Origin of the sequence: Streptomyces sp. Y2F8-2, from assembly GCF_014905555.1 — a bacterium.
In the GTDB taxonomy this organism is placed as follows: domain Bacteria; phylum Actinomycetota; class Actinomycetes; order Streptomycetales; family Streptomycetaceae; genus Streptomyces; species Streptomyces cynarae.
In genome coordinates this window covers 1-16,763 of the sequence record NZ_BNGS01000017.1, presented here as the reverse complement: position 1 = coordinate 16,763, position 16,763 = coordinate 1, and the positions used below count along the sequence as shown (strand labels likewise).

The 16,763-nt window shown below is 72.5% G+C and carries 16 protein-coding genes and 1 pseudogene; 7 read left to right on the top strand and 10 right to left on the bottom strand.

The window, feature by feature from the left end; translation table 11 throughout:
- From SY2F82_RS37465 to SY2F82_RS37455, 3 genes are all read right to left on the bottom strand, one after another.
- Positions 1-699, bottom strand: a complete 699-nt coding sequence (locus tag SY2F82_RS37465; RefSeq protein ID WP_200423567.1) for an LPXTG cell wall anchor domain-containing protein — start codon at positions 697-699, stop codon at positions 1-3.
- 226 nt (positions 700-925) lie between these two features.
- A complete protein-coding gene (locus SY2F82_RS37460) occupies positions 926-1,468 on the bottom strand; it encodes an ATP-binding protein (protein ID WP_200423566.1) in 543 nt (180 codons plus the stop codon).
- A 254-nt stretch (positions 1,469-1,722) separates the two neighbouring features.
- Positions 1,723-2,091, bottom strand: coding sequence for an STAS domain-containing protein (locus tag SY2F82_RS37455; protein WP_200423565.1), 369 nt, complete (start codon positions 2,089-2,091; stop codon positions 1,723-1,725).
- Positions 2,092-2,330: 239 nt separating this feature from the next.
- On the opposite strand from SY2F82_RS37455, the gene SY2F82_RS37450 reads away from it, so the two are divergent.
- The gene (locus SY2F82_RS37450) at positions 2,331-3,263 is read left to right on the top strand and encodes an RNA polymerase sigma factor SigF (RefSeq protein WP_200423564.1); all 933 of its coding nucleotides are present in this window, start codon (positions 2,331-2,333) and stop codon (positions 3,261-3,263) included.
- 327 nt (positions 3,264-3,590) lie between these two features.
- Positions 3,591-5,147 (top strand): RICIN domain-containing protein, encoded by a 1,557-nt coding sequence (locus SY2F82_RS37445; RefSeq protein WP_200423563.1) that lies wholly within the window; start codon positions 3,591-3,593, stop codon positions 5,145-5,147.
- Positions 5,148-5,324: 177 nt separating this feature from the next.
- Here the strand turns inward: SY2F82_RS37445 and hutI are convergent, their stop codons facing one another.
- From hutI to hutU, 4 genes are all read right to left on the bottom strand, one after another.
- Positions 5,325-6,497 carry an imidazolonepropionase gene (hutI, locus tag SY2F82_RS37440; RefSeq protein ID WP_200423562.1) on the bottom strand — a complete coding sequence of 391 codons (1,173 nt, stop codon included), beginning with the start codon at positions 6,495-6,497 and terminating at the stop codon, positions 5,325-5,327.
- A gap of 62 nt (positions 6,498-6,559) precedes the next feature.
- Complete coding sequence (locus tag SY2F82_RS37435; RefSeq protein WP_200423561.1) at positions 6,560-7,900, bottom strand: formimidoylglutamate deiminase; 1,341 nt, start codon at positions 7,898-7,900, stop codon at positions 6,560-6,562.
- The gene (locus tag SY2F82_RS37430) at positions 7,891-9,108 is read right to left on the bottom strand and encodes an allantoate amidohydrolase (protein ID WP_200423560.1); all 1,218 of its coding nucleotides are present in this window, start codon (positions 9,106-9,108) and stop codon (positions 7,891-7,893) included. The genes SY2F82_RS37435 and SY2F82_RS37430 overlap by 10 nt, the downstream gene beginning before the upstream one ends.
- Complete coding sequence (hutU, locus tag SY2F82_RS37425) at positions 9,105-10,769, bottom strand: urocanate hydratase (protein ID WP_200423559.1); 1,665 nt, start codon at positions 10,767-10,769, stop codon at positions 9,105-9,107. Before hutU ends, SY2F82_RS37430 begins: the two co-directional genes overlap by 4 nt.
- A gap of 143 nt (positions 10,770-10,912) precedes the next feature.
- On the opposite strand from hutU, the gene SY2F82_RS37420 reads away from it, so the two are divergent.
- The 5 genes from SY2F82_RS37420 (at position 10,913) to SY2F82_RS37400 (ending at position 14,760) form a co-directional block, all read left to right on the top strand.
- Positions 10,913-12,325, top strand: coding sequence for a diaminopimelate decarboxylase (locus tag SY2F82_RS37420; RefSeq protein WP_200423558.1), 1,413 nt, complete (start codon positions 10,913-10,915; stop codon positions 12,323-12,325).
- A gap of 235 nt (positions 12,326-12,560) precedes the next feature.
- Complete coding sequence (locus SY2F82_RS37415; RefSeq protein WP_200423557.1) at positions 12,561-12,959, top strand: hypothetical protein; 399 nt, start codon at positions 12,561-12,563, stop codon at positions 12,957-12,959.
- Positions 12,956-13,804 carry a transcriptional regulator gene (locus SY2F82_RS37410; RefSeq protein ID WP_200423556.1) on the top strand — a complete coding sequence of 283 codons (849 nt, stop codon included), beginning with the start codon at positions 12,956-12,958 and terminating at the stop codon, positions 13,802-13,804. The genes SY2F82_RS37415 and SY2F82_RS37410 overlap by 4 nt, the downstream gene beginning before the upstream one ends.
- Before the next feature lie 43 nt (positions 13,805-13,847).
- Positions 13,848-14,369, top strand: a complete 522-nt coding sequence (locus SY2F82_RS37405; protein WP_200423555.1) for a roadblock/LC7 domain-containing protein — start codon at positions 13,848-13,850, stop codon at positions 14,367-14,369.
- A gap of 16 nt (positions 14,370-14,385) precedes the next feature.
- Positions 14,386-14,760, top strand: a complete 375-nt coding sequence (locus SY2F82_RS37400; RefSeq protein WP_200423554.1) for a hypothetical protein — start codon at positions 14,386-14,388, stop codon at positions 14,758-14,760.
- A 43-nt stretch (positions 14,761-14,803) separates the two neighbouring features.
- Here the strand turns inward: SY2F82_RS37400 and SY2F82_RS37395 are convergent, their stop codons facing one another.
- From SY2F82_RS37395 to SY2F82_RS37385, 3 genes and pseudogenes are all read right to left on the bottom strand, one after another.
- Positions 14,804-15,388 (bottom strand): hypothetical protein, encoded by a 585-nt coding sequence (locus SY2F82_RS37395; protein ID WP_200423553.1) that lies wholly within the window; start codon positions 15,386-15,388, stop codon positions 14,804-14,806.
- 105 nt (positions 15,389-15,493) lie between these two features.
- Positions 15,494-16,336 carry a MurR/RpiR family transcriptional regulator gene (locus tag SY2F82_RS37390; protein WP_200423552.1) on the bottom strand — a complete coding sequence of 281 codons (843 nt, stop codon included), beginning with the start codon at positions 16,334-16,336 and terminating at the stop codon, positions 15,494-15,496.
- 208 nt (positions 16,337-16,544) lie between these two features.
- Positions 16,545-16,763, bottom strand: a pseudogene (locus SY2F82_RS37385) (MarR family transcriptional regulator); the annotation flags it as partial.

The window sequence follows — 16,763 nt, the reverse complement described above, 5'->3', positions numbered from 1 at the left end:
TCAGTGGCGTACCGCCTGGTTGCGGCGGGTCAGCCACAGCGCCCCGGCCGCGCCGGCGAGCAGGACGGTGCCGCCGAGGGTGCCGAGGGCGAGCACGGAGTCCTCGGGTCCGGTCTGCGGCAGCTGCCCGCCGGAGGCGGAGCCGCTTGCGCCGGAGCCGCTCGTGGCGGAGCCGGAGGTGCCGCCGCCGGCCGCGGTGACGTCGAGGGTCAGGGACGGGCCCGGGGGGTGGGCGGGCGTGCACGTGGTCGTCGTACCGAGCGCCTTGATGGTGAGCACACCCGCGGTGAAGGTGACCTTGCCGGTCTTCCTGGGCGTGTACGTGCCGCTCAAGTCGCTGATCTTGATGGGGGTGTCGGCGGGGATCGCCGCCTGGTTGGCCGGGCCGGTGACCGTCAGGGTGCCGCTGTCGGCGCCGCCCAGCACGATCGTGGCGCTCGGGTTCATCGCACCCTTGCCCAGTTCGACCGGGCTCGAGGAGACGCCCTTCTGCCAGGACATGGTGATCCTGTAGCCGCTGCCGCTCCGGACGCCCTTGATGTCGATGGGCGAGACGGCACTCTTGTCGCCGATCGGCGTCTTGCACTGGTAGTCGACGTCGACGACGTCGGCCCGGGCCACGGGAGCGGCCGTCAGGACCGCCGAGCCGGCCAGGACGGCGGCGGACGCGAGCGCCGCGCTTCGTTTGTGGTACGACACGGTCCCCTCATTCCTGACGGCACATCAGATCGGCCGTCAAGGTACGCCCGGGGCCTTGGGGAGGGAAGACACAGTGCGCGCGGGATCGGTGGCGATCGGGTGCGCGAGGCGTGTCGCACGAAGAAGGGTTCGAACCCTGGGTAACCGGAGGTCGCCCACCCACGAGGCGACCGAGCCGCGTCACACGGACGCTCGGAGCCGCCTCACCCGGGCGCGCCGAGCCGCGTCACGCGGGCGCGCCGAGCTCCGCCCATACCGTCTTGCCGGCGACGCCGGGGGTCCTGACGACGCCCCAGTCCAGGCAGAGCCGCTGCACGATGAACATCCCGTGGCCTCCGGGTCGTCCGGCGCGGTGCGGGGTGCGCGGGGCGGGCTGTCCGGACCCCCGGTCAGAGACCTCGATGCGCAGCACCTTGTTGTCGCACGCGATCCACAGCTCTTCGGGACCCTCGGCGTGCAGGCACGCGTTGGTGACCAGTTCGGAGACGACGAGCAGCACGTCCTCGGCCGCGGCCCGCTGGTCGGCGGTGGCGGCGGGCAGCCAGCCCCACGCGTACAGCGCCTGGCGGGTGAAGTCGCGGGCGAGCGGAACGACACCGCTCTCGCCCGCGAAGCTCATCCTGCGGACCTGCCGGGTGGAGGAGGACGCCGCCTCCCCGGGCACACCGGACGAGGCACCCTCGCCCGACGGGCCCTGCGCGGGCGTTCCGGAAGCGCCGCTGGGCTCGGGGCCGCGGTCGCCCGGCGGGTAGGGCCGGGTGGTGCTCATCAGCGCTTCACCTCACCGATTCACCAGTTCACGATTCAAGACTCGGTACGGGGTCGACGTGGTATCCGTCGATTGTTGCTCGTGCCGTGCGTTCGAGGCCCTTTTCTTGCGGCTTTCGCCCTCACCGCCGACATGGTCAGCATGTCTCCTGCCCGACCGGACCGCCGGAACACCCATGGATTCGGTCGGCGATCTGTGACGCGCGTAACGTGCCGATAACGCGGAGGGACCCGGAGCGCGAAGCATCGGCGGCGTCACTCGGCCAGCGCCGCGTCCAGCGTGTCGTGGACGGTGAAGACGGCGTCCGCTCCGGTGATCTCGAAGACCCGGGCCACCACCGGCTGCATCCCCACGAGATGGACCCCACCACCCGCGGACTCGGCCTTCAGCCGGGCGGAGAGCAGGACGTTGAGCCCGGTGGAGTCGCAGAACTCCAGCCTCGAGCAGTCGACGACCAGGCGCGAGGACCCCTTCTCGAGGCAGTCCTCGAGAGGTTCGCGCAGCAGATCGGCGGTGTGGTGATCCAACTCACCCGCCGGGGTCACGACGGCACTCGTGCCTTCTTGTCGCACCTCGACCAGAAGCCGGCCCGACTGTGCGCTGCCGACCGTCCCGCGGTCCATGCCGTCTCTCTCCCGACCGTCGTGGTTGATGCTGGACGCCCTCGAACATTACGCCCTCTGTGCGCCTCTCGGCACCCGAACAACCCTACCAATTCGGACATTTCGCCACAGTACGCACTTGCGAACGGCCAACGAAAGCGGGTAGGCCTAGTACAGACACCTATTCAACACGGCCGGCTTTGGAGGGCGCCGCACACCGCAGTGCACATATGGGCATCGGCGGCCATATGCCGACAACGATGGAGGACATCATGTCACCCCGGCTCGACGCATCGCAGACCCAGAGGGCGACGTCGACAACCCCCCTGGAACGACCGGACCACGGCTACGGCCTGGCCGACCACGAAGGCCCCACCGGGCCCGACGGCCTCGCCGATCTACCGGAGATTCCCCCGTACGACGAAGTGGGACCGGTCGACGCCCGGGCCCTGTCCAAGACTCTCTTCGAGAGGCTCGAGTCACTCGAAGAAGGCACGCACGAATATTCGTACGTGCGCAACACGCTCGTCGAACTGAACCTGGCCCTGGTGAAGTTCGCCGCCTCCCGCTTCCGCTCGCGCAGCGAGCCGATGGAGGACATCGTCCAGGTGGGCACGATCGGCCTGATAAAGGCCATCGACCGGTTCGAACTCAGCCGAGGCGTCGAGTTCCCCACTTTCGCGATGCCGACGATCGTCGGTGAGATCAAGCGCTTCTTCCGCGACACCTCCTGGTCGGTCCGTGTCCCGCGCCGGCTCCAGGAACTCCGCCTCGACCTGGCCAAGGCCGGCGACGAACTGGCCCAGAAGCTCGACCGCGCACCCACCGTGGCCGAGCTGGCAGAGCGCCTCGGCATCTCCAACGAGGAGGTCGTCGAAGGCATGGCCGCGTCGAACGCGTATACGGCCAGCTCCCTCGACGCCCAGCCCGAGGAGGACGACTCCGAGGGTGCGCTCGCGGACCGCATCGGCTACGAGGACCACGGGCTCGAGGGCATCGAGTACGTCGAGTCCCTGAAGCCGCTGATCGCCGAACTTCCGCAGCGTGACCGGAAGATCCTCTCGCTGCGCTTCGTGGCCAACATGACGCAGTCGGAGATAGGCGAGGAGCTGGGCATCTCGCAGATGCACGTGTCACGACTGCTGTCCCGCACCCTGGGACGCCTGCGGAAGGGCCTCACCGTCGAGGAGTGAGCCCTGCCGCGGTGGGCGACGAGTGAAGCCCGCCGCGGTACGCGGTGAGTGACGCGCGCCACGTGGCACCTGCCGAGTGGTACCAGCCGCCCGGTGTCCGGCCGAATCCCCGAACTCGGCCGGGCACCGGGCGACTTGCGTTCGACAGGTGTCTCACACGTCGTTTCGCTGCCGTTCATCACCCGCTCATAACGCGTTCCCCGGTTACCCGCGGGAACCCCTTTTCCCGCAGAGTGACTTCCCTCACTATGGTCACTCGCTACCGGCCGGTATGTCTGGGTCCCAGGCGTGCCGGCCGACACACGCGGGCTGCGAGGAGGCAGCGGGATGACCCGGGCGGAGCGGGACGACGACGATGACGTCGAGGCCGGCGTCGGTATGCACGGTACGGTGCCCGACGCCCGCCTCACCGAACTGCTGAGAACGGACACCCCGACCGCGTATCCAGCTCTGCGCGAACTACGCATGCGCCATCGCGCCGCCGTCCTCGGCTACGCACGGCTGTGCACGGTCGACGAGCCGACGGCCCGGCAACTGACCGCGCAGGCGTTCGCGCTCGCGGCCCGCGACACCGCCCGCGGCGCCGACCCGCGCGGCCCCTGGCGTCACCAACTCCTGCTGCTCGCGGGCCAGGTGACCCAGTCATGGGCGACGGACGAGCGTGCCGCCCGGCTCGATCCGGGGCTGCTGGCGCATCTGAGCGCGGTCGGACCCGAGGGCGTGACTCCGGCGATGCTGGCGGCGTTCCAGGCGCTGCCGGTCCGGGTGCAGGGGCTGGTCTGGTACGCAGTGGTCGACCAGGAGCCGCCGGAGCGCACGGCGGTCCTGCTCGGCCTGTCCCCGCAGGACGTGGCGTACGACATCGAACCGGCGTTCAAGGCGCTGCGCGAGTCGGTCCTGAAGACCCGGCTCGCCGGCTCGGGCAACCCCCGCTGCCAGGACTTCCGGCGGCTCATCGAGGAGTCGGTGCGTCCCGACAAGCCGCGCTACAGCGCCGATCTGCACGCCCACATGGCGTACTGCGTGCACTGCGCCACCGCGTACGAGGAGCTGTCGCACCTGCGCGACGCCCCGCGTACGGCACTGGCCGAGGGGCTGCTGCCGTGGGGCGGCGCCGCGTACGTGAGGGGCGACGGGGAGGAGCAGTGTGCGGCCGCCGGGGCCCGGCTCGCCGACTGGTGGCCCTCGCGGCGGTTCGCGCTGGCGGCGACGGCCGTGGGCGTGGCACTGGCTCCGCTGCTGGTCTACCTGATGACCTCGGGCGGTTCGCAGCCGGCGCGGGCCGCGAGCGAGATCCGCAGGCCGACGCCGCTGCCCGCCGTGACGGTGACGACGACCGTCTCGGTGACGCCGTCGTCCTCGCCCTCCCCGTCCCCTTCCCCCACTCCGACGACGTCACCGAGCCCGACGCCGAGGCCCTCGCGCACGGCGACGACGCACCCGGCGTCCCCGAAGCCGAAGCCTCCCGCTCCGCACCCGCCGAACGGCACGTACGCCCAAGTCGTGAACGTCGCCTCGGGTCTGTGCCTGGACATCCGCGACGGGGTGATGGACCTGGGCACCGACGTCATCACCGCCCCGTGCACCTCGTCCCCGACGCAGCGCTGGCGCGTCGACACCTCGCGCGGCGTCCTGCAGTCGGAGGCCGACCCCGCCTTCTGCCTGGACAGCCGCGGCTCCACCTACCGGGGCGTCGGCATCTGGGAGTGCTCCTCGGTCGACGGCCGCAACGGGCAGAACCTGCGCTTCACGGTCGACTCCCGCGGAGTGATCCGCCCGGCGATCGCTCCGGACCACGCGGTGACGCCGTACGGCGGCGACACGGTGTTCCTGATGTGGGACCAGGGCGGCGACGAACAGCGCTGGAAGGCGGGCGCTGCCTGACAGGGCGTCTGAGGGTTAGGGTCTTTCGTTTGGATCAGGCCGGATCAGGGAGCGGGGCCTGGTGCCGTGCATCGCAAGGCGGAGGAGGGCGCCATGGCGGAGCCATGGCAACCGACGACAACGCGGCGAGGCACGGTGCCAGGCCCCGGGAGCCCGGCATGATCCAAACGAGAGGCCCTAGGCGACCCTCCGGCCCCGCCGCCACACCTCGTCGACCAGGGGCACGCCCGGGCGGTAGGCCAGGTGGACGTGGCTCGGGGCGTCGAGGAACGCCAGGTCCGCGTAGGCGCCCGGGGAGAGGCGGCCGACGTCCGTGCGGCGCAGGGCGCGGGCGCCGCCCGCCGTGGCCGACCAGAGCGCCTCGTCCGGGGTCATCCGCATGTCCCGCACGGCGAGCGCGATGCAGAACGGCACGGAGGACGTGTAGGACGAGCCGGGGTTGCAGTCGGTGGACAGGGCGACCGTGACGCCCGCGTCGAGGAGGCGGCGGGCGTCGGGCCACTCGGCGCGGGTGGAGAACTCGGCGCCCGGCAGCAGGGTGGCGACCGTGTCGCTGTTCGCGAGGGCGTCGACGTCGGCGTCCGTCAGGTGCGTGCAGTGGTCGGCGCTGGCCGCGCCGAGTTCGACGGCGAGCTGCACGCCGGGGCCGTACGACAGCTGGTTGGCGTGGACCCGCGGGTGCAGGCCCTTCTCCCGGCCGGCGGTGAGGATCGCGCGGGCCTGGTCGCCGTCGAAGGCGCCCTTCTCGCAGAAGACGTCGATCCAGCGGGCGTGCGGCGCGCAGGCGTCGAGCATCTCGCCGGTGACCAGGGCCACGTAGGCGGCCGGGTCGTCGGCGTAGTCGGGGGAGACGATGTGGGCGCCGAGGTAGGTGACCTCGTCGGTGTGCGCGGAGGCGATCCGCAGGGCGCGTTCCTCGTCGTGGACCGTGAGGCCGTAACCGGACTTGGTCTCCAAAGTGGTGGTGCCCTGGCGGAGGGCCTCGGTGAGGTGGCGGACGAGGTTGGTCTCCAGTTCCGCGTCCGTCGCGGTCCGGGTCGCCGCCACTGTGGTGCGGATGCCGCCCGCCGAGTAACCGCGGCCCGACATGCGGGCGTTGAACTCCTCGGTGCGGTCGCCCGCGAAGACCAGGTGCGAGTGGGAGTCCACGAAGCCCGGGATCACAGCGCGGCCGCCGGCGTCGACCCGATTGTCAGTGGCGGGTGCTTTGCTCGACTCACCGGTCCACGAGACGCGGTCGCCGTCGATGACGAGGGCCGCGTCCCGGATCAGTCCAAGGGGGGACCTGTCACCGAGGGAGGGGTCGTTGGTGACCAGGCTGGCGATGTTGGTGATGACGGTGCTGCTCATGGGTTCCTCGTGGGTGGCCGGGCCGTCGGCGGGCGGCGTCGCGGACGTGTGGCTTCGGGTCGTCAGGCGCGCAGGGCTTCGACGGCGTCCGCCAGCGCGCGCGGCACGTCCGGTACGAGCAGGTGGGCTCCGTCGCGGACGACCTGCCGGCCGCCCACGACCGTATGGCGCACATCCGCTGCCGTCGCGGCGAATACGGCCGTCTCGGCGCCCAGCCGTGGCAGGGGCCCCGCGGTCCTGACCGAGTCGAGCGCGATCGTCGTGAAGTCGGCGAGCGCGCCCGGCTCCAGGGCACCCGCGCCGTCCCAGCCGAGCGCGGCGTGCCCGTCGGCGGAGGCGGCCCGCAGCAGGGCTGCCGCCGTCCAGTGGCCGCGGGTGCGGGTGCGCAGCCGCTCGTTCAGCTCCATCGCGCGTGCCTCCTCGAACAGGTCGATGACGGCGTGGCTGTCGGAGCCGAGGCACAGCGGCGAGCCGGCCGCCTGCAGGGCCGGGGCCGGACCGATGCCGTCGGCGAGGTCCCGCTCGGTGGTGGGGCACATGCAGGTGCCGGTGCCGGTGGAGCCGATCAGCCGGATGTCCTCGTCCGTGAGGTGCGTGTTGTGCACCCCGGTGGTGCGCGGCCCGAGGACGCCGTGGTCGGCGAGGAGCCGGGTCGGGGTGCGGCCGTGTGCCTCCTGGCAGGCGTCGTTCTCGGCCGTCTGCTCGGACAGGTGCACATGCAGCGGGGCCCGCCGCTCCTGCGCCCAGCGCGCCACCGTCGCCAACTGTTCGGCGGGCACCGCCCGTACGGAGTGGATCGCCGCACCGATCCGTGCGTGATCGCGTTCCTTGAGAACTGAACAGCGTTCGGCCCAGGCCTCGGCCGTGCCGTCGGAGAAGCGGAGCTGGTGGGTGTTGGGCGGCTGTCCGAAGCCGGCGGACAGGTAGGCGGTGTCCAGGAGGGTGATACGGATGCCGGCCTCGGCGGCGGCCACGATCAGCGCCTCCCCCATGGCGTTGGGGTCGGCGTAGGGGGTGCCGCCGGGGGCGTGGTGCACGTAGTGGAACTCTCCGACGGCGGTGACCCCGGCCAGCGCCATCTCCGCGTACACGGCGCGGGCGAGCGCGTGGTACGTGTCGGGGGTCAGTCTGTCCGCGAACGAGTACATGACCTCCCGCCAGGTCCAGAAGGTCCCCGAGCCGATCTGGACGGTGCCGCGCAGGGCGCGGTGGAAGGCGTGGCTGTGGGCGTTGGCGAGCCCGGGGAGGGTCAGCCCGCGCAGGACCTCGGCGCCGGGCGGTGGGGCGTCGACGCCGGTGCGGACCGCGGTGATGCGCCCGTCGGCCACCTCCAGGGCGACCCCCGGCTCGACGGCCGGGTCGAGCCAGGCGTGCTCCAGCCAGTACGTCCGTGTCACCTGCACACCAGCCCTTCCAGTACGTCGGCGAGTGCGGCCACCCCGGCCAGGCAGTCGTCCTCGGCGGCGTACTCGGCCGGGGAGTGCGACACGCCCGTGGGGTTGCGCACGAACAGCATGGCGGTAGGGATGCTCCCCGAGAGGATCCCGGCATCGTGTCCCGCCCCGGTCCCGAGGACGGGCACGGTCAGGCCGGTGTCCCGGCCGAGGATGCGGGCCAGTTCGTCCCGCAGGGCGTGGTCGAACTCGACGACCGGCGTGAACGACTCGCGCACCACGTCCAGATCGACACCGTGTGCCTCGGCGCACTCCCGGGCCGCCTTCTGGATGCCGCCGAGCACGGTGTCCAGGCTCGCCTGGTCGGCGGCACGGGAGTCGAGCCAGCCACGGACGAGGGACGGGATCGCGTTGACCCCGTTGGGCTCGACGGCGATCTTCCCGAAGGTGGCGACGGCACCGGCGAGTTCGGCCTCGCGACGGGCGGCGAGCACGGTCTCGGCGTACGGCAGCATGGGGTCGCGCCGGTCGGCGAGCCGGGTGGTCCCCGCGTGGTTGGCCTCGCCCCGGAAGTCGAACCGCCACCGGCCGTGCGGCCAGATGGCACTGGCGACCCCGACGGCGTCCCCGCCGATGTCGAGCGCCCGCCCCTGCTCGACGTGCAGTTCGACGAACGCGCCGATACGGGCGAGCCGCTCGGGATCGGCCCCGATGGCGTCGGGGTCGTACCCGGCGGCCTCCATGGCCCGCGGCAAGGTGACCCCGTCTCCGTCGGTGAGCCGGTGGGCCTGCTCGCGGGTGAGCTGCCCGGCGGCGAGCCGCGACCCGACGCAGGCCAGCCCGAACCGGGCGCCTTCCTCGTCGCCGAAGTTGACGATGCCGAGGGGCTTGGCGAACCGGACGTTCCTGCTCCGAAGCTCGTCGAGCGCGGCGAAGGCGGACACGACCCCGAGAGGCCCGTCGAAGGCCCCGCCGTCGGGCACGGAGTCGAGGTGGGACCCGGTGACCACGGCGTCCCCCTGGGCGGGGTCCCCCAGCCAGGCCCACTGGTTCCCGTTCCGGTCGACTTCGTGGACCAGTCCCCGGGCTTCCGCCTGCTCCTGGAACCAGGCCCGGCACTCGGCATCGGCACCGGTCCAGGCGAAGCGGCGGTAGCCACCGGAGGCGGAGTCGCGGCCGACCGGCAGCAACTCCGCCCACATGCTGTGGAAGCTCACGCGTCGTCACCCTCGCGCATCGGAACCCGAACACCCCGCTCCTCGGCGACGGACTCCGCGATGTCGTACCCGGCGTCGACATGCCGGATGACACCCATCCCGGGGTCGTTGGTGAGCACCCGGCGGATCTTCTCGCCGCCGAGCCTGGTGCCGTCGGCCACCGTCACCTGACCGGCGTGGATGGACCGGCCCATCCCCACGCCACCACCGTGGTGGATGGACACCCACGACGCGCCGGACGCCACGTTGACCATGGCGTTCAGCAGCGGCCAGTCCGCGATCGCGTCCGACCCGTCGAGCATCGCCTCCGTCTCGCGGTACGGCGAGGCGACGGACCCGCAGTCGAGGTGGTCGCGGCCGATGACGATCGGCGCGCTCAGCTCCCCGCTCGCCACCATGTCGTTGAACCGCTCTCCGGCCCTGTCCCGCTCCCCGTACCCGAGCCAGCAGATACGTGCCGGAAGCCCCTGGAAGTGGACCCGCTCACCGGCCATCTTGATCCAGCGCGCGAGGGACTCGTTCTCGGGGAAGAGCTCGAGGATCGCCTTGTCGGTCTTCGCGATGTCCGCCGGGTCGCCCGACAGCGCCGCCCAGCGGAACGGGCCCTTCCCCTCGCAGAACAGCGGCCGGATGTAGGCGGGGACGAACCCGGGGAAGGCGAACGCCCGCTCGTAGCCCGCGAGCTGCGCCTCGCCGCGGATCGAGTTGCCGTAGTCGAAGACCTCCGCACCGGCGTCCATGAAGCCGACCATGGCCTCGACGTGCCGGGCCATCGACTCGCGCGCGCGGGTGGTGAAGCCGGCCGGGTCCTTGGCGGCGTAGGCGGCCATGTCCTCGAAGGCGACGCCGACCGGCAGGTACGACAGCGGGTCGTGGGCCGAGGTCTGGTCGGTGACGACGTCGATGGGGGCACCCATGGCGAGCAGCTGCGGGACCAGCTCGGCGGCGTTGCCGAGCACGCCGATGGACAGCGGACGGCGGGCGTCGCGCGCCTCGACGGCCAGCTGGAGTGCGTGCTCCAGGGAGTCGGCCTTGACGTCCAGGTACCGGTGCTCGATGCGGCGCTCGATGGCACGCGGGTCGCAGTCGATGCAGATCGCGACGCCGTCGTTCATGGTGACGGCGAGCGGCTGGGCGCCGCCCATGCCGCCGAGGCCGGCGGTCAGGGTGATCGTTCCGGCCAGCGAACCGCCGAACTTCTTGGCGGCGACGGCGGAGAACGTCTCGTAGGTGCCCTGCAGGATGCCCTGGGTGCCGATGTAGATCCAGGAGCCGGCGGTCATCTGCCCGTACATCGTCAGGCCGAGGGCCTCCAGGCGGCGGAACTCCTCCCAGTTGGCCCAGTCGCCGACGAGGTTGGAGTTGGCGATGAGGACGCGCGGCGCCCACTCGTGGGTCTGCATGACGCCGACGGGGCGGCCGGACTGGACGAGCATCGTCTCGTCCTGCTTGAGGGTCTTCAGCGTGCGGACCATGGCGTCGAAGGAGCGCCAGTCGCGCGCGGCCTTGCCGGTGCCGCCGTAGACGACGAGCTTGTCGGGGTGCTCGGCGACCTCGGGGTCGAGGTTGTTCTGCAGCATCCGCAGGGCGGCCTCCTGCTGCCATCCCAGGGCGCTGCGTTCCGTGCCGCGGGGCGCTCGGACGGGCCGGGGTCCTGACATGGTCTGCCTCCTGGTGGACGGCGTCACGCGGCGGGGGCGCGCGGGACTGTTGCAGTGGTTATTCACATCCTGACCGTCTGAATAGAGCTAGTCAATACGTCCTTGCGCCAGCAGGGCGCGGGCCGGGATGTTTGGCTGGATGCATGACCGCAGACGGTGACACGGGGACGGGGGACGCGGTGAACGTGGTGAACATCGGGGCAGGGGAACGCGGCGACGACCGCACCGCCGAGCGGGTGGCGCGGCGGGACGAGGCCGTGCGGGCCGCCGTCGAACAGGGGCTGCTGGGGCCGGACGCTCCACTCGCCGGCCTGCTGGACGTCGCGGGCATCCGGGACTCGGCGGCGGCGCTGCGGGCGGCCTTCGACGCGGTGGTGGCGCCGGGGACGCCGGTGCTGCACGCCTTCGCGGTCAAGGCGACCCCGCTGGTGCCGGTGCTGCGGCTGCTGCGGGAGGCGGGCATCGGCGCCGAGGTGGCGAGCCCGGGAGAGCTGGCGCTGGCCCGGGCGGCCGGGGTGGCCCCGGAGTGCATCGTGCTGGACTCGCCCGCCAAGACGGCGGCCGAGCTGCGCCAGGCGCTGGAGCTGGGCGTCGCCGTGAACGCGGACAGCCCGCAGGAGCTGTCGCGGCTCGACGAGCTGGTCCGCACGGTGAGGACGGACTCCCCGCTGGGGATCCGGGTGAATCCGCAGACCGGGGCCGGTTCGATCCAGGCGCTGTCGACGGCGACGGCCACCTCGAAGTTCGGGGTGGCGTTGCGGGACGAGGGGGCGCGCGAGTGGCTGGTGCGCGCCTATGCGGAGCGGCCCTGGCTGACGCGGCTGCACGCGCACTCCGGCTCTCAGGGGGTGCCGCTGTCGCTGATGGCGCGGGGCATCGCGGAGACGTACGCGCTCGCCGAGGAGATCAACCGGCACGTCGGGCGCCGCCAGATCGACACGATCGACATCGGCGGCGGGCTGCACGTCGACTTCGGCTCCGATGTCACGACGCCGACGTACGCGCAGTACGCGCGGCTGCTGGCGGAGTCGGTGCCGGGGCTGTTCGACGGGCGGTACGGACTGGTCACGGAGTTCGGGCGGTCGCTGCTGGCCAAGCACGGGACGCTGGTGGCGCGCGTGGAGTACACCAAGAGCGCGGGCGGCCGGGCCGTCGCGGTCACGCACGCGGGGGTGCAGGTCGCGGTGCGGACGGTGTACGCGCCGGCGTCCTGGCCGCTGCGGATCGCCGCCTACGACGCGAAGGGGCGCCCCAAGCAGGGACCCGCGGTGGTGCAGGACGTGGCGGGACCGGCCTGCTTCGCGGGCGACCTGCTGGCCGAGGCACGGGCGCTGCCGCTCCTGGAGCAGGGCGACCACGTGGCGGTACTGGACACCGGCGCGTACTACTTCGCGCACCACTACGCCTACAACTCCCTTGCCCGGCCGGGGGTGTACGGCTACGCGCCGGACGGGGACGGCGGGATCCGGTTCGCCGTCGTACGGGAGTCGCAGTCGGTCGAGGAGATCGTGGCGGAGTCGGGCGGGGGGCGCGCGGGAGCACTGTCGGAACTCTGAGGAAACCGCGCACCCTCCCCGGCACCCCTCCGGTATGCACGCGGCCCGCATCCCCGCACGTCAGCGAAGAGCAGCCCCACTCGCACCCAACACCCCGGCAAACAGGGCCAGTTGACCCATCTTAGTGGTCCCGCGCATGTTCCACTGGAAAATGCCAGATCCCTCACCCCTCGCGCACACGTTGCGTAGCGTCTGTGTGACTCAGCCGTACCCGAGGCGGGAGGGGAGCACCGCTGTGCCCGGAATCGACGAGTGTCTGCTGGAAGCCATGCGCCTGCCCGGTGCCCGGGGTGCCTCGGTGGTCGACTGGACGAGCGGGCTCGCGCTGGGCACGGTCGGCGACGCACCCGGCGGTGACCACGAGACGACGGCGGCGGAGGCGGCGGAACTGGCCCGGCTGGCGGCCGAACACCGCGCGTTCGCCCCGGAGGGGGACGCCGACTGGTCCGAGGACGCCTGCCCGGTCGAGGACCTGATCATCGCCAACCGGGACAGCTACCACCTGCTCCGCTTCGTCCCGACGACCTTCGACAGCAGCGTCTTCCTGCACCTGTGGCTGGCGCGCGAGGACGGCAACCTGGCCCTCGCCCGCATCCGGCTCGGCGAGATGGCCGGACGGCTGGTGCTGGGATGACGACGGTGAGAGTCCCCTCACCGCCCCCGCTGCCCGTACGGCAGGGGACGCGGATCCCGGGCGGCGGCCTGTCCCCCATGCTCAGCCGGCTCGCCGCCGAGCGGGCCACCGGTGTGCTGATGCGCGAGGGCGGCATGCTCCACCTGTCCGAGGGCCAGGTGGTGTACGCGGAGAGCCCCGCGACCCCCGGCCTCGACAGCCTGCTCATCGCGCACGGCGTGCTCGACGAGGAGGGCTGGCGGGAGGCGCTCACGCAGGCGGGGCCCCAGCGGCTGGTGGGCCGGTTCCTCGTCGACACCGGCCGGATCGTCCAGGGAGCGCTGGAGCTGTGTCATCTGGGGGCGCTGTTCGACGCGGTGTACTTCGTGCTCGGCCCGAGCAGCGCCCCCGCCCGCTTCCGCTACGGCGAGGCCCACTGGCTGGGACCGGTGCACCCGGTTCCGGTGACCGCCGTGGAGCGGGAGACGCTGCGCCGCCGGGACCTGCTCCACACCATCTGGCCCGACCCCGCGATCGACGAGGCCCCCCTGGTCCGCGCCGACCGCCCGAAGGTCCCGACGGTCACGCCCCGCCAGGAAGCCGTACTGGCCCGCATCGACGGAACACGAACGGCGGCGGACATCTCACGAGCACTGGCCCGCCCGGCGTTCCACACGCTCGTGGACATAAGGCGCCTGGCAGCGGCGGGGTTCGTATCGCCTCGCATCGCCGCGCCGACAGCAGCCCCTGCGCCGGCCCCGGTGCCGGGCGAGGTACCACCCGCGCCCACCGAAGAGCTGCTGCCCTACCAAGACCCCCACATCACCTTGCTGAAAAGGCTGAGAGATGCGCTGGAGGCCCTTTGACCGCCCCGCGCGGCAGCGACCTCGCGCCGAGAGGAGACAGCTGATGACAGCCGAGGCGGACGTCCTGGACGAACTCCGCCGACTCAGATCCCGCATCCCCCAGCTGACCGGCTCCCTCGCCGCCAGCGTCGACGGACTCGTCCTCGCCCAGGACGCGCCCGGCGTCGAACCGGAAGGCGTCGCCGCGCTCACCGCGGCCGCGCTGGGCGTCGCCGTACGGCTGGCGCAGGCGACGGGACAGGGTGACTTCCGCGAGGTGCTCGTCCGCGGCGTCCACGGCTATGTGGCCACGTACGCCGCGGGCCGCAACGCCGTCCTGACGGTACTCGCCCAGGACCGCGTCAACGTCGGCCGGCTGCACCTGGAGGGCCGCCGTGCGAGCGCCCGGATCGGCGAGTTGGTCGACGAGGCGGCCGCCCGCGCCGAGCCGCCACCACAGCCCCCCGCCCCATGGACCCCCACCCAGCCCCCACCCACCAGGCCCGCACCCACGCGGACCCGCACCGCGCGCACCCCCGCGACCCCACGTCCGGCCGCGGACGCGCGAACCACCACCGAAAGTTGAAAGGACTCATCCCGAAATGGCCAACACCGAAACCGCGCTGAAAGAGGCGCTCGCCTCCATCGAGGGTGCGACCGGAGCCGCGCTCGTCGACTACACCAGCGGCATGGCCCTGGGCACGATGGGCGGCAGCAAGAGCTTCGACCTCACCGTCGCGGCCGCCGGCAACACCGACGTCGTACGGGCCAAGCTGCGCACCATGGAACACCTCGGCCTCAAGGCCCAGATCGAGGACATCCTGATCACGCTGACCGACCAGTACCACCTGATCCGGCTGCTCACCGGCCGCGGCGGCAACGGCCTGTTCCTCTACCTCGTCCTGGACGCCAAGCGGGCCAACCTGGCGATGGCCCGCCACCAGCTGAAGAAGATCGAGGAGGAACTGGAGGTCTGACCCTCCGCCCGGCCGCTCCCCCACCAGTGCCCCGACAGGGGCGCTAGACCAGCTCAGCGGTACGGCGGCGCGCCCCGCCCGGGGCCGCGTCGCCTGCCGCGATGCCGGTGCTGCGGTAGCCCTTGACCGGCTTGCCCGCCGGGCCGCCGCCCCGGCGGCCCAGCCAGTCGACGCGCACCCACAGCAGCACGTCGTCGGCCTTCTCCCGCCGCCCGAGCCAGGCGGCCTTCAGGCGCAGCCCGGCGCCGGTTCCGGCGAGCAGCAGGCCCCCGGCGGCGGGCACCGCCAAGGAGCTGCCGAGCGCAGCGGCGAAGGCGGCCAGCAGCCACCAGCGGTGCCCTCGCCGCCAGGTGCGGACGGTGACCGCGCGGTCCTGGAGGACGTCGTACTTCCCGGCGCGGGCGGCAGCGCCGGCGAGGGCGGCGTACCGCTTGCGGCGGGACCAGGCGACGACGGCGGTCGCGACGATGAACAGCGCCGCCCCGGCCAGGACGCCGATCCGGCGTCCGGTCAGACCCGGCACGAGCACCCCGATCCCGGCCGCGAACACCCCGAGCCACCACAGCGGTGCTGCCCCCGCCCGCACGACGACGGCCACCCGAGCCAGTCCCTGTCCTCCGCGCGCCACGTCCGGCCTCCCGTCTCCTCCTGTGAAGCGCCTCAGCGCAGGGAGGCTAGCGGGGGAACCTGAGACGAGTCTGAAAAAAACCCGGGCCAAGGCGTGCGGACGGGGCTACTCGACGAACAGCCCCCGGGCCGCGGCCCGCGTGTCGAACTCCTCCAGGCGCGCCTGGGCGTCGGGCAGGTCGTCGCACATCGCTTCGAGGAGGACCCGCCCGAGGAGCATCGGCGCACAGGCCGTGTCGAAGGCGAGCCCCGTACCGACGGCGGCCGGCAGCAACAGGTCGGACACCTTGGCCACGGGCGCGAACGCCGAGTCGGCGACCGTCACCACCGTCAGGCCCGCCTCCCTGGCATACGCCAGCGTGTCGACGACCTCGCGCGGATGCCGGGGCAGCGCGAAGCAGAGCAGCGCGCTCGCGCCCGCCCGTACGGCCGCGTCGATGCGGTCCTGGAGCATCGTGCCGCCCTCGTCGAGCAGCCGGACGTCCGGGTGAACCTTGGCCGCGAAGTACGCGAAGCCGTACGCCTGGGAGGCCGCGGCGCGCAGGCCGAGCACCGGCAGGGGGCGCGAGGCGGCGAGGATCCGGCCGGCCTCGTGCACCGGCTGCGGGGCGGCCAGCGCCTCCGCCAGATGCCTCAGGTTCTCTATCTCGGCCTCGACGGCCTGCTGGTACTCGTTGTACGCCCCGACCCCCGCCGTCTGTTCCGGGGGCGCGACCTCGCGCAGGTGCCGGCGCAGCGCCGGGTAGCCGTCGAAGCCGAGAGCGACCGCGAAGCGGGTCACGGACGGCTGGCTGACCCCGGCGAGTTCGGCCAGCTCCACGCTCGACAGGAACGGCACGTCGGCGGCCCGTCGCACCATGCTGTGCGCGATGCGCCGCTGGGTCGGCGTGAGCCGGTGCCCCTCGAAGAGCGCCTGCAGCCGTGTGGCGGGGCTGTCGGCCACGCTCATGACGTGCTCCCCCTCCCAGGGTCCCTGATCACCGCCCGACTATTCAAGCACCGAGAACCCTGCATGGCGATATGCAAGCCGGCCGTCCGTCCCGCACCGATACGGCCGGAACCGGCCCCCGCCGCGAACCGGCGACCCCCTGACGGTGTCGGCTCGGGGTGACGGATCCGGCGCGGGCACCACCGGCCGCGGCCGTCAGGACGGCTGTCTATCCGCGATCCGAACTCGGCTCGGCGGTATCACCTGCGGTCGTTTCGGCTTTCGTGTGGAGGATCTCGCGGGCCTGGTCCGCTGCGCGGACGAGGCTCTCGGAGACGTAGTCGAGGAAGCGGGCGGTGTTCTCGAGGCGGGCGCCGGCCGGGGTGCCGGGGCCGAGGATGCCGACGCCCTGCCGTGCGGTCTCGGCGACCTGGGCGGTGGCCCGGGC